11 protein-coding genes are annotated in these 12,699 nt (G+C 72.6%); 3 read left to right on the top strand and 8 right to left on the bottom strand.

What is annotated here, in order from left to right; genetic code table 11:
* Nucleotide 1: 1 nt before the first annotated feature.
* Nucleotides 2–1,057, top strand: a complete 1,056-nt coding sequence (locus ABGB01_RS08895; RefSeq protein WP_347772174.1) for a histidine kinase — start codon at nt 2–4, stop codon at nt 1,055–1,057.
* A complete protein-coding gene (locus ABGB01_RS08890; RefSeq protein ID WP_347772172.1) occupies nt 1,054–1,752 on the top strand; it encodes a response regulator transcription factor in 699 nt (232 codons plus the stop codon). Before ABGB01_RS08895 ends, ABGB01_RS08890 begins: the two co-directional genes overlap by 4 nt.
* On the opposite strand, the gene ABGB01_RS08885 is transcribed toward ABGB01_RS08890, so the two are convergent.
* From ABGB01_RS08885 to ABGB01_RS08855, 7 genes are all read right to left on the bottom strand, one after another.
* Nucleotides 1,734–3,005: a glycosyltransferase family 2 protein gene (locus tag ABGB01_RS08885; protein ID WP_347772170.1), complete on the bottom strand. Its 1,272-nt coding sequence runs from the start codon at nt 3,003–3,005 to the stop codon at nt 1,734–1,736. The two genes, ABGB01_RS08890 and ABGB01_RS08885, sit on opposite strands and share 19 nt — an antisense overlap.
* Nucleotides 3,002–3,991, bottom strand: coding sequence for an iron-containing redox enzyme family protein (locus ABGB01_RS08880; protein ID WP_347772168.1), 990 nt, complete (start codon nt 3,989–3,991; stop codon nt 3,002–3,004). Before ABGB01_RS08880 ends, ABGB01_RS08885 begins: the two co-directional genes overlap by 4 nt.
* A gap of 113 nt (nt 3,992–4,104) precedes the next feature.
* Nucleotides 4,105–4,425 carry a nitrite reductase small subunit NirD gene (gene nirD / locus ABGB01_RS08875; protein WP_347772166.1) on the bottom strand — a complete coding sequence of 107 codons (321 nt, stop codon included), beginning with the start codon at nt 4,423–4,425 and terminating at the stop codon, nt 4,105–4,107.
* On the bottom strand, nt 4,422–6,854 hold the full coding sequence (gene nirB / locus ABGB01_RS08870; protein ID WP_347772164.1) for a nitrite reductase large subunit NirB: 2,433 nt from the start codon (nt 6,852–6,854) through the stop codon (nt 4,422–4,424). The genes nirD and nirB overlap by 4 nt, the downstream gene beginning before the upstream one ends.
* Nucleotides 6,851–8,245: an FAD-dependent oxidoreductase gene (locus ABGB01_RS08865; protein WP_347772162.1), complete on the bottom strand. Its 1,395-nt coding sequence runs from the start codon at nt 8,243–8,245 to the stop codon at nt 6,851–6,853. Before ABGB01_RS08865 ends, nirB begins: the two co-directional genes overlap by 4 nt.
* Entirely contained in the window at nt 8,242–10,281 is a 2,040-nt protein-coding gene (locus tag ABGB01_RS08860) for a molybdopterin-dependent oxidoreductase (RefSeq protein WP_347772160.1), read from the bottom strand. Before ABGB01_RS08860 ends, ABGB01_RS08865 begins: the two co-directional genes overlap by 4 nt.
* Nucleotides 10,268–11,578: an MFS transporter gene (locus tag ABGB01_RS08855; protein WP_347772158.1), complete on the bottom strand. Its 1,311-nt coding sequence runs from the start codon at nt 11,576–11,578 to the stop codon at nt 10,268–10,270. Before ABGB01_RS08855 ends, ABGB01_RS08860 begins: the two co-directional genes overlap by 14 nt.
* 203 nt (nt 11,579–11,781) lie before the next feature.
* Between ABGB01_RS08855 and ABGB01_RS08850 the strand changes: the two genes are divergently transcribed.
* Nucleotides 11,782–12,069 (top strand): hypothetical protein, encoded by a 288-nt coding sequence (locus tag ABGB01_RS08850; RefSeq protein ID WP_347772156.1) that lies wholly within the window; start codon nt 11,782–11,784, stop codon nt 12,067–12,069.
* 79 nt (nt 12,070–12,148) lie between these two features.
* Here ABGB01_RS08850 and ABGB01_RS08845 read toward each other — a convergent pair whose 3' ends face one another.
* The gene (locus ABGB01_RS08845) at nt 12,149–12,625 is read right to left on the bottom strand and encodes a GNAT family N-acetyltransferase (RefSeq protein WP_347772154.1); all 477 of its coding nucleotides are present in this window, start codon (nt 12,623–12,625) and stop codon (nt 12,149–12,151) included.
* Nucleotides 12,626–12,699 lie beyond the last annotated feature (74 nt).

Raw genomic sequence — 12,699 nt, 5'->3', positions numbered from 1 at the left:
TGTGACCATTCACTGGAGGGCGGTGCTCTACCAGCTGCTGGGGGCGGCGCTGCTGACACCGGTGGCGGCGGTCCTGGCGCTGCTCGTGGTGACGGAGATCTCGCTGTCGCGGGTGCTGCTGCTGTGGGCGCTCTGCCTGCCCGCGTCGGGTCTGGTGGCCTGCGTGCCGCTGGTGGGCAGGCTGGAGGTCGTCGCGCTGCGGGAGTTGCTCGGCGTGGCGGTGCCCGAGCATCCGGACCGTGTCTACCTGGGCGTTCTGACGGCCCTGCACCTGTTCGTGGGTGCCACGCTGAGCGCGGGCGCGCTGGCATTGTCGCCTGGTGTCCCCGCGGCGCTCTCGCCCGCGCGCTGGCGGGCGGACCCCGGCGAGGTCGCGCAGGTCCTGCTCCTGATCGTCGTGGTGCTGGTGGTGATGGCGGGCGCGGGGATCGCGCAGCAGCGGGCGGCCCGCAGGCTGCTGCGGGCGGACCCGTCGCGGGTGATCGAGGAGCTCGGCCGCCGCCAGAGTCTGGCCCTGGAGCTGCACGACTCGGTGGGGCACGCGCTGAGCGTCGTCCTGGTGCAGGCCATGGCGGCCCAGGCGGCGCTGCGGCGGCAGGACACGGTCCTGGTGGCGGAGCAGTCGCTCGGCCACCTGATGGGCGCGGCCCGCGACGCCCAGCAGGAGCTCGACGTGCTGCTTCGCGTGCTCGACGAGGGCAGCGAGGCCCGCACGCCCACGCTGGACTCCCTGGACGCTCTCGTCGACGGGCTGGCCGTCGAGTGCCGGGCCGACCCCGTGGACCGGGTGCCGGAGGCGACGTCGCGGACGGCGTACGCGATCGCCAGGGAGGCCGTCACCAACGCGCTCAGGCACGGGCGCGGGCCGGTCAGGCTGGACCTGGCCGTCGGTGCGGACGTCGTCCTCACCGTGGAGAACGAGGTCGCCGGGCGCCCCCCGTCGCAGGCCGGGCGCGGGCTGGTGGGGATGCGGATGCGGGCGCGCCTGGCCGGCGGGACGTTCGAGCAGGAGGAGGTGGACGGCACGTGGCGGATCACGGCGACGCTTCCCCGGTGAGCAGGCCCCAGGAGATCAGGCCCGTGATCAGGCCCGTGATCAGGCCCGCGATCAGGGTCGTGCTGGCCGACGACGAGCCGCTCATCCGCTCGGGCTGGGCCACCGTGCTCTCCGTGCACGACGACATCGAGGTGGTCGCCGAGGCGGCCGACGGCCACGCCGCCGTCGAGCACGGGCGCACGGCCGACGTGGTGCTCATGGACATCCGCATGCCCGGCATGGACGGCCTGCGCGCCACCGGCGAGCTGGCCCGCAACGCGCCCGGCACGCGGGTCATCGTGGTCACGACCTTCGAGAACGACCAGCTGGTCTGGGCCGCCCTGCGCGCGGGGGCGGCCGGCTACGTGCTCAAGCGTTCTCCCGCGTCCGACCTCGTCACCGCCATCCGGGTGGTCCACGGCCGGGACGCCGTGCTGTTCCCCGACGCCCTGCGGCGGCTGGCCGCCCCGCGCCGGGACGCGCCGCGCGTGCCCGGCCTCACCCCGAGAGAGCTCGACGTCGTACGCCTGCTGGCCAGAGGGCTGAACAACGCCGAGATCGCCGCCACCCTGTACGTCACCAGGGAGACGGTCAAGACGCACGTCGGCAACGTCCTGGACAAACTCGGCGCCCGGGACCGCACGCAGGCCGTCGTCCGCGCCTACGAGCTGGGCATCGTGCTCGCGGGTGAGAGCGCTCAGCCCTGGGGCAGGTGACGGGCATGCGAGACCCGGTCACCGTGACCACCTGCGCCGACGGTCCCCTGCTCATCAGGGGCGACTTCGAGCTGCTCACCCAGGACGGCGAACCCATCGACGCCGGCCGGGCGACCGTCGCTCTGTGCCGTTGCGGCCTGTCCTCGGTCAAGCCGTTCTGCGACGGCTCGCACAAGGCCGGCGGTTTCCGTGCCACGAGCGAGCCGGACCCGCCGCCGTAGCGCGCGCACCGAGTGGGCGGAGCGCCGGATCCGGCCGCCCGCGTACGGCACGCCGCCGGTCAGCGCCGCCCCGAGCGCCAGCCAGCTGCACACGGCCCGCTCCAGCACCCAGACGGGTGCCGGCAGTGCCGCAGACGCGGGAAACACCCTCTGCCCGCCCGCCCGCCGCCGTCCCGCCTCGGCCAGGCCCACGGGCAGGGCGGCCAGCGCGGCCAGCGCGGCCAGCACAGTCAGCCCGGTCGGCGCCGGCAGCTCACGAGGCCGCCGGAAGGCCAGGACCGCCAGCGCGGGCAGCATCGACAGGAACGCGGCCATCCGCACCGGCTGCGCCAGGTCGTCGTAGGCCTGCCGGACGCGCTGCGACCAGAACCGGCGCGCGTCGCATGGGAGGCGGCGGACGTACAGGCCGGGCGCGTGCAGCTCGCGGCCGCCGTGGGCGCGCACGGTGCGGATCAGCTCCAGGTTCTCGAACAGGACGTCGCCGTCGTAACCGCCCATGCGCACGAAGAAGCCTCGCCGCACGCCGAAGGTGCCCGGGTAGTCGGCGCCGAAGGCGCGGTTGAGCAGCGTGCGGGCGGTGTCCCAGCGGGCGTGCCAGGGCAGCGGGTCGAAGTAGTTCTGCGGTCTCACCAGGTCGGCGCGGGCCAGCAGGTCGTGCACCCCGGTCAGGGCGGGCAGGTCGTAGCGCACGTCGTCGTCGGCGATCACCACGCGGTCGCCCGTGGCCAGCAGCAGCCCGGTCGTGACGCCCGCGACCTTGCCGTTGGCGAAGCGCAGCCCGGCCGCCGGCCGCGCGTGCCGGACCAGGCCGCGCCACCGGGCGGCGTGGCGGGCGAAGAGGTCGTCGCGGCTGCCGTCCACGACGATCACCCGCGCGTGCCGGGAGAGCCGGGCCAGGTAGCCGGTCAGCTCGCCGAGCCCTTGGTCGTCGTCCCAGCGCAGCGGGAGCACGTAGTCGAGGTCCAGCGCGGTGTCCAGGTCGAGCGCGGTGTCCAGGTCGAGCGCGGTGTCCAGGTCGAGCGCGGTGCTCACGCCGGGACCCGCTCGTCGAGCAGCGAGCCCGCCCCGCGCCGCCAGCAGCCCATGACGTACCCGGCCCACCGCCGTTCGAGCTCCAGCGCGCACGCGGCCCCGTACAGGATGTCGCCCGTCAGCTCGGGGTGGGCGGCCGCGAAGCCGCCGCACATGTCGTGGGCCGCGATCTGCTCGTGCACGGCGTCGGCCTGCACGTGCTCGTCGTAGAAGCGGGCGGTCTCCTGGCCGGCGCCGAGCCTGCGCAGGCCCGTGGAGCAGCGGCGGCTGGCCGGCGACGAGGTCATCTCGATCGCCGCCAGGTGGCCGAGCAGCGCACCGCGCCACCTCCTGTGCAGCCCGAACAGCGACATCACGTTGGACAGGGCCAGCGTGATGCCGGGGACGCGGTGCAGGTAGGCGCCGTAGGAGTCGTCGAGGCCGAAACCCCGCAGGGTGGCGCGGAACAGTTCGGCGTGCATGCGCTCAGGCCTGCCGCCGCCGTACTCGTCGGCCTGGATCTCCACCAGGGCCGCCTTGGGCCCGCCGCTGAGCCGTGGGATGCCCCAGGTGTGCGGGTCGGCCTCCTTCAGGTGGTAGATCGACCGGTGCACGACGAACTCGCGGAAGGTCGGGAGGTCCGCGTCGCGCTGCAGGAACGCGGCCACGGACGGCCCGCCGTCAGCGGAGGTCAGCGCGGTCAGCGCCTGGCGCACCTCGCGCGGCGGCACCGGCTCGGGGCCCGGCACGGCGGCTCTCAGTGCCTCCTCGAACCGCCGCTCCAGCCCTGCCCTGAACCCCAGCAGCCCGGGGTCCCACTCCCATCGGTCGTCGACCTCGTCGAATCCCTGGTAGTGGAGTTCGTAGCAGGCGAACAGGGCGAGCTGGAGATCGTCGTCGTCCAGCCCGCCGGTCACGCGGGCGTCAGGGAACGGCGCCCCGGGCGAGCCGGCGAGCCGGTCGAACAGCAGCGACGTGATCAGCCCACGCGAAGGTGGCAGCCGCATCAGGCACCCCCGGCACAACACTCGCAGGACAAGGAGTCGTCAGCAGTCACCGGCACCCCCGCATCCCCCGTACTCCCGCGGTTCAAGCAGGTGGCTGCCCGTGGCCGGGACCCCTAAACGCTGACCTCCACGCACCCGCCGGCCACCCGTACGGGATAGACCGGCACCGTCACCGCGTCCTCGTCCAGGCAGCGTCCCGACACGAGGCTGAAGACCTGCTTGTGCAGCGGCGAGGCGACGGTCGGCTCACCCTTCCTGGTGCCGACGATGCCGCGGGAGAGCACGTACGCCCCGCTGAACGGGTCGCGGTTGGCCAGTGCGTGCAGGGCGCCGTCGTAGGTGCGGAAGACGGCCACCTGCACGTCACCGACCAGGGCGCAGACGCCGCGTTCCGGCAGCAGGGCTTCGAAGTCGCAGACCGGCGTCCAGCTCATCGCGCCATCACCGGCCTGATCTGGCCGCGCTCGCTGCCGAACACGATCGACGGGTCGGGGACGCCGGGCGCGTTGACGAAGCTGACGAACCTGCTGAGCTTGTCCGGGTCGTCGAGCGTGGCCTGCCATTCGTCGGCGTACGTGGCGATGTGGTGCTCCATCTGCGCGTCGAGGTCGGCGCAGAGGCCGAGCGAGTCTTCCATGATCACCTCGCGGAGGTAGTCGAGACCGCCGTCCAGCGACTCGATCCAGGCGGCGGTGCGTTGCAGCCGGTCGGCGGTGCGGATGTAGAACATGAGGAAACGGTCGATGGTCCTGATCAGCTCGTCGGTGCTCAGGTCCTTGGCGAGCAGGTCGGCGTGGCGGGGCCGGAAGCCGCCGTTGCCGCCGACATAGAGGTTCCAGCCCTGCTCGGTGGCGATGATGCCGAAGTCCTTCGACCTGGCCTCGGCGCATTCGCGGGCACAGCCGGAGACGGCCGACTTGATCTTGTGCGGGGAGCGCAGCCCGCGGTAGCGCAGCTCCAGGGCGATGGCCATGCCGACGGAGTCCTGCACGCCGTAGCGGCACCAGGTCGAGCCCACGCACGACTTCACGGTGCGCAGCGCCTTGCCGTACGCGTGGCCCGACTCGAACCCGGCGTCGACCAGCCGCCGCCAGATCTCCGGCAGCTGCTCGACCCTGGCCCCGAACAGGTCGATGCGCTGCCCGCCGGTGATCTTGGTGTAGAGGTCGAAGTCCCGGGCCACCTCGCCGATGACGATCAGCTTGTCCGGCGTGATCTCACCGCCCGGGATGCGCGGCACGACCGAGTACGTGCCGTTCTTCTGGATGTTGGCGAGGAAGGCGTCGTTGGTGTCCTGCAGGGCGGCCCGCTCGCCCTCCAGGACGTGCCCGTTGTGCAGCGAGGCGAGGATCGAGGCCACGGCCGGCTTGCAGATGTCGCAGCCCCTGCCCTGCCCGTGCTCGGTGATGAGCTGGGAGAACGTGCTGACCTTGCGCACCCGTACGATGTCGAACAGCTCGGCCCGCGAGTACGTGAAGTGCTCGCACAGGCTCCTGCTGACCTCGACGCCCGACTTCTCCAGCAGCTGCTTGAGCATCGGCACGCAGCTGCCGCAGGTCGTGCCGGCCCGGGTGCACGCCTTGATGCCGGCCACGTCGGCGGCGCCGCCCTCGGCAATGGCGGTGCGGACGTCGCCCGCGCACACGTTGTTGCACGAGCACACCTGCGCGTCGTCGGGCAGGTCCAGGTTCGCCGCCCCCGACCCGGTGAACAGCAGGTCGGACGGCGAGGCGGGCAGCGGCTTGCCGACGAACGGCCGCAGCGTCGTGTACGGCGAGGCGTCGCCCACGCAGATGCCGCCGAGCAGCGTCCGGGCGTCGTCGCTGATGAACAACTTCTTGTAGACGCCGGCCACCGGGTCCATGTAGGTGACGTCGAGCGCGCCGTCCATCGCCCCGAACTGCGCCACCTCGACGCCCAGCAGCTTGAGCCTGGTCGACAGGTCGGCGCCCTCGAACGCCGCCCGGCCCCCCATGATCTGCTCGGCCGCCACCTCGGCCATCGTGTTGCACGGCCCGACGAGCCCGTAGATCATGCCCCCGGCCAGCGCGCATTCGCCGACGGCGTAGATGGACGGGTCGGAGGTGCGCATCGCGGAGTCGACCACGATGCCGCCGCGCTCGCCCACCGCCAGCCCGGCCGACCTGGCCAGCTCGTCGCGCGGCCTGATGCCCGCGGAGAACACCACGATCTGCGCGTCCAGCAGCGTTCCGTCGGGCTTGCGCAGCCCGGTGACCCGGCCCTCGCCGTCGGTGACGATCTCCTGGACGCCCGCGCCGGCGTGCACGCTCAGGCCGAGCTGCTCGATGTGGGACTTCAGCACCGAGCCGCCGCCCTCGTCCACCTGCCGGGGCATCAGCCAGGGGCTCATCTCGACGATGTGCGCCTTCAGCCCGAGCGCCCGCAGCGCGTCGGCGGCCTCCAGCCCGAGCAGGCCGCCGCCGACCACGACGCCCTCCGCGGCGTCCTTGGCGGCCACCCTGATGGCGTCGAGGTCCTCGATGGTGCGGTAGACGAAGGCGTGCCCGGCTCCCGGCACCGGCGGCACGAACGGCGCCGATCCCGTGGCCAGCACGAGCACGTCGTACGGCTCGGCGCCGCCGTCCTCGGTGACGACGTGCCCGGCCTGCCGGTCGATCGCGGTGACGCGGGTGTTCAGCCTGGTCACGACCCCGCCGGGGACGGGATAGGTGAGATCTTCCGCGGTGGTGCCCGACAGGTAGGAGGTCAGCGCCACCCGGTCGTAGGCCGGGCGCGGCTCCTCCCCGATCACGGTGATCCGGCCGCCGAAGCCCTTGGCCGCGAGCGTTTCCACGAACCGGTGCGCGGCCGGCCCGTACCCCACGACGACGATCCTGTTCATACCGAAACCCCTTCCTGCTCGCACAACCAGCCGACGATGCCCTCCACGGCGTCGCGGCAGGTGCCGCATCCGGTCGTGGCCCGGGTCGCGACCGCCACCGCGGCCACGTCCCGCGCTCCCGCCTCCCAGCACGCCCTGATCTCGCCCTTCGTCACGTTGTTGCACTGGCAGACCTTGGCCGCGTCCGGCATCAGCGTCGGGCTGTCGGCGACCGGCGTCGCCGCCGCCCCCGGGAACAGCAGTCCGGCCCGGTCGCCGGGCAGCGGCCCGCCGCGATCGAAGAGCTGGGTGAGCGTGCCGACGACGTCGCTCTCGCCCAGCAGGATCGCGCCGACCAACCGGCCGTCGCGGATGACGAGCTTGCGGTAGGTGCCGCGGGCCCGGTGGCTGAACCGCACCACCTCGGCGTGCTCCTCGCCGAGCTGGGTCTCGCCCATCGCGGCCAGCTCGACGCTCCTCGCCTTGAGGCGGGTGACCAGCCGGGAGCCGCGGTAGCGGGCCTTGCCGCCGGTGATGACGTCCGCGGCCACGGTGGCCTGCTCCCACGCGGGCGCGACCAGGCCGTAGACGGTGCCGTCATGCTCGGCGCACTCCCCGATGGCGAAGATCGACGGGTCGTCGGTGCGCAGCTCGTCGTCCACCACCACACCGCGCCGCACCCGCAGGCCCGCCTGCGCGGCCGGCCCGGTCACCGGGCGCACGCCGCAGGCCAGCACGACCAGGTCGGCCGCGACCAGCTCGCCGCCGGCCAGCAGGACGCCGTCCTCGCGCACCGCCTCGGCGCTGACCCCGGTGCGGGTCTCCACGCCCAGCCCGGCCAGCGTCTCGCCGAGCACCTCACCGGCCTCCACGTCGAGCTGGCGCTCCATGAGGTGCCCGGCCAGGTGCAGCAGCGTGACCGGCAGGCCCCTCCCGGCCAGGCCGCGGGCGGCCTCGACGCCGAGCAGGCCGCCGCCGACCACCACGGCCCTGCGGGCGTGCCCGGCGGCGGCCATGATGCGCTCGCAGTCGCCGAGCGTGCGGAACGGGATGGCCCGCTCCACGCCGGGGACGGGCGGCACGATGGCGTCGCTGCCGGTGGCGAGGACCAACACGTCGTACGGCTCGCGCCGCCCGCCGTCGGTCACGACGTGCCCGGCCTGCCGGTCGATGCGGGTGACCGTGCTGCCGAAGACCGCCTCCACGTCGTGCGCGTCGTACCAGGAGGAGTCCACCAGCCGTACCTGTTCCGGGCGCGAGCTGCCGGCCAGCACGTTGGACAGCAGCACCCGGTTGTACGGCCGGCACGACTCCGCGCCGAAAACGGTGATCCTCATGTGGGGGTCCCGGGCGCGCACCTCGCTGACCAGCCGCGACCCGGCCATCCCGTTGCCCACGACGACGAGTCTCATGAGTCCCTCTCCACTCTGACCGCGCAGACCTTGAACTCCGGCATCCCGGACACCGGATCGAGGGCCGGGTTGGTCAGCCGGTTGGCGCCCTCCCAGTGGAAGGGCATGAACACGGTGTCCCTCCTGATGGCCTCGCTGATCCTGGCCACGGCCTTGGTCTCGCCCCGGCGGCTGCTGATCCGCACGACATCCCCCGGCGCGATGCCGAGCTGCTCGGCCAGGTCGGGATGGAGCTCGGCGAACGGCTCGGGAGCGGCCTGGACGAGCGGCGCGATCCTGCGCGTCTGCGCGCCGCTCTGGTACTGGGCCAGCACCCGGCCGGTGGTCAGGTAGACGGGATGGTCCTCGTCGGTCTCCTCGGCCGGCGGCCGGTGCTGGACGGGCACGAACCTGGCCCGGCCGTCCGGCGTGGCGAAGGAGTCGAGGAACGGCCTCGGCGTGCCCGGATGCCCCTCCGACGGGCACGGCCAGAACACGCCCGTCCCGGCGGCGATGCGCTCGTAGGTGATGCCGGAGTAGTCGGCGAGCCCGCCCGCGCTGGCCCGGCGCAGCTCGTCGAACACGGCGGCCGGCTCGCTGTCGAAGCGGTGGCCCAGCCGCGCGGCGAGCCCGGCGATGACGTCCAGGTCGCTCCGGACGCCCGCGGGCGGGTCGACGGCGCGGCGGCGCAGCAGCACGCGGCCTTCGAGGTTCGTCATGGTGCCGCTCTCCTCGGCCCACTGCGTGACCGGGAACACCACGTCCGCCAGCACCGCCGTCTCGGACATGACGACGTCGCAGGCCACGAGCAGGTCGAGCGCGCCGATGCGCTCGGCCACGTGCTCGGCCGCGGGCGCCGAGATGACCGGGTTGGAGCCGAACAGCAGCAGCGCCCGCGGCCCTTCCGGAGTGCCGAGCGCGTCCAGCAGCTCGTACGCCGGCCGTCCCGGCCCGGGAAGGTCGCCGGGGCGCACCCCCCACACGGCGGCGACGTGCTCGCGGGCGGCCGGGTCGTCGATCCTGCGGTAACCGGGAAGCTGGTCGGCCTTCTGCCCGTGCTCCCGCCCGCCCTGCCCGTTGCCCTGCCCGGTCACGCACCCGTACCCGGAGCCGTACGTGCCGGGCAGGCCCAGCGCCAGCGCCAGGTTGATGAACGCGCTCACCGTGTCGGTGCCCTTGGCGTGTTGCTCGGCGCCGCGCCCGGTCAGGACGTAGGCGTTGCCGGCGGCCGCCAGCGCCCTGACCGCCTGCCGCATCTGGTGGACCGGCACCCCGGTGATCCGCTCGACCCGCTCGGGCCACCAGCCGGCCAGCGACGTGCGCACCTCCTCGAACCCCGCGGTCCGCGCGGCGACGTACGTCTCGTCCACGAGACCGTCGGCGACGGCCAGGTGCGACATCCCCAGGGCGAGCGCCAGGTCGGTGCCGGGCGCGGGCTGCAGGTGCAGCCAGGCCTCCTTGGCGGTCCTGGTCCGCCGCGGGTCGATGACGATCAGCCGCGGCCCCGACAGGTGCCGCAGGAACGGCGGCATGGTCTCGGCCACGTTCAACCCGGCCAGCAGCACCACGTCGGCCCCGGCCAGGTCGGTGATCGGGAACGGCATCCCCCGGTCCATGCCGAACGCCCTCGTCGAGGCGGCCGCCGCCGAGGACATGCAGAAGCGGCCGTTGTAGTCGATCTGGCTGGTGCCGAGCGCGACCCTGGCGAACTTGCCCAGCGAGTAGGCCTTCTCGTTGGTCAGGCCGCCGCCCCCGAACACGGCCACGGCGTCGGGGCCGTACTCGGCACGCAGGGCGGACAGCCGCGCGGCCACGTAGTCGAGCGCGGTCTCCCATGCGACGGGCTCGCCGTACAGGAGCGGGGCGGTCAGGCGCTCGCCGTTGGTGAGCAGTTCGCCCGCCGTCCACCCCTTCTGGCACAGCGCTCCCGAGGCGTTGGCCGGGATGTCGGTCCTGGGGGTGATGGCAAGGTCTCTGCCCGTTCCTGGGCCGATTGCCATGCCGCACTGCAACGCGCAGTACGGGCAGTGCGTCCTCGTCACGTCAGACCCGGGCATGGGCGAGGCTCCCGATCACGGAGACGCCGACCTTGCGCGTGTAGCACCACCAGGTCAGCGCGGCGCAGGACACGTAGAAGACGCCGAAGGCGAGGAACGCGGGAGCGGGGGTGCCGGCCGCGGCGAACGACATCCCGAACGCCCGGTTGATCAGGAACCCGCCGAGCGCTCCGACGGCCGAGATGATGCCGATGGCGGCGGAGGCCTGGCGTTTGCCGTACAGCAGGGCCTGCTCGCTCTCGCCGCGCTCGGCCACGGCCTTGGCCTGGAAGATGGCCGGGATCATGCGGTAGGTGGAGCCGTTGCCGAGGCCGGAGGTGAGGAACAACGTCTGGAAGGCCAGGAAGAACAGCCAGAAGTCGCCGGACGTGCCGGCCAGCCACACCAGCAGCACGCCGCCGCCCATCGCGGCGAAGTTCCACAGCGTGACGGGCGCGCCGCCGAACCGGTCGGCCAGCCAGCCGCCGACCGGCCTGACCAGCGAGCCGATCAGCGGCCCGATGAAGGCCACCGCGGCGTACGGGGCGCCGGCGAACAGGTTCGCGCTCAGCAGGGGGAAGGCCGTGGCGTAGCCGATGAACGAGCCGAAGGTGCCGATGTACAGGAACGACATGATCCAGGTCTGGGCCCTGCCGGCGACGGCGAGCTGCTCGCGCGGCTCGGCCCTGGCGCTGCTGAGGTTGTCCATGAAGAACCAGGCGCAGGCGGCCGACACGACGATGAGCGGGATCCAGAACCACCCGGCGGCGGCCAGCCCGAGCGAGCCGATCACCAGCGGCATGACGAGCTGGACCGAGCTGACGCCGATGTTGCCCCCCGCCGCGTTCAGCCCGAGCGCGACGCCCTGCCTGTCGCGGGGGTAGAAGTAGGTGATGTTGGCCATGCTGGAGGCGAAGTTCCCGCCGCCGAACCCGGCCAGGGCCGCGATCACCAGGAAGAGCCAGTACGGCGTGCCCGGGTCGTTGACCGCCACGCCGAGCAGCGCGGCGGGGATGAGCAGCAGCAGGGCGCTGACCACGGTGAAGGTGCGCCCGCCGAACTTCGCGGGGCCGAACGTGTAGGGGACGCGCAACACCGAGCCGATCAGGTTGGGCAGCGCCACCAGCCAGAACAGCTGGTCGGTGGAGAACTCGTACGCCCCCATCCGCGTGGCCACGATGCTCCACAACGTCCACACGGTGAAGCCGAGATGCTCGGCGACGATCGAGAAGATCAGGTTGCGCCGCGCGACCCGCCTGCCTGATCTCGCCCAGAAGGCTGGGTCATCGGGGTGCCAGTCGGCGATCCAGCGCGCCATCGACCTCTCCTACGCTCGGCGTCCGGGATCCCCAAGCTAGGAAGGGCGCGTTACGCACGTTGACGCTCCGCAGCCGTGCATTCGTTACGGGTGATTCACCTCGGTAACAAGCCACGCACATGTGTCACGGCGGAAACGAGCTGGAAATGATCGCTTATCACGGTCCCCTCCGGGTAACAGCACTCCAGCAAGGGGGGAGAAACATGATCAAGAAGCTTCACCATATGGGGTTCAAGTCGGGCCACATGTACACCGCGGGGATGGCGTCGATCGCCATCTCCTTCACGGCCTGGTTCATGTCGAAGAAGATGGAGGCGGCGGGCATCGACAGGGCCGACCGCTGGGGCATCTTCATCGGCGAGTGGGCGCCGTCGTTCTTCGCGCTGGGGGTGGCGCTCCGCATCGAGGAGACCCACCGCGAGCTCGAAGGGCCGGAGTCCGAGATGTACGAGCAGGCGGAGACCCGTACCAAGACCCACGCCGGCGTGTGACGCGGAGGTCACGCAGGTCACATCACGCTCCGTGACCTGCGTGACCGCGCGCCCCGGCCGGCGGAGCCGCCGGAGCCGATCAGCAGGGCCGGTCAGCCAGGCGTCGCAGCGGAGCGTCGCTCAGGCGGTAGTGCGGCCACTCCTCCTGGCGCACCGCGCCGAGGTTCTCGTAGAAGCCGATGGCCGGCTCGTTCCAGTCGAGCACCGCCCATTCGAGCCGCTCGTATCCGCGTTCCGCGCAGATCCCGGCCAGCTCGCCCATCAGCGCCCGGCCGTAGCCGCCGCCGCGGTGCTCGGGGCGTACGTACAGGTCCTCCATGTAGATGCCGTGCACGCCCTTCCACGTCGAGAAGGTCAGGAACCACAGGGCGAACCCGGCCACCTCGCCGTCGTGCTCGGCGATGTGGGCGAACACGGCGGGCGCGTCGCCGAACAGCGCCGTACGCAACTGCTCCTCGGTCACCCGCACCTCGTGCTCGGCCTTCTCGTACGTGGCGAGTTCGCGGATCAGCATGGCGATGACGGGCACGTCGGCGGGTGTGGCGGGGCGAATCATGGCTTTCAGCGTAGCGGGGGGGCGGGGGCAACCCGTCCCGCCGGGCGGCCGCCATACGGGACACTGGATCCCCA

The sequence above is a fragment of the Nonomuraea sp. B5E05 genome (assembly GCF_039880665.1).
Lineage (GTDB): Bacteria > Actinomycetota > Actinomycetes > Streptosporangiales > Streptosporangiaceae > Nonomuraea.
The sequence above is the reverse complement of the archived record's forward strand: the minus strand, read 5'-3'. Positions and strand labels throughout refer to the sequence as shown.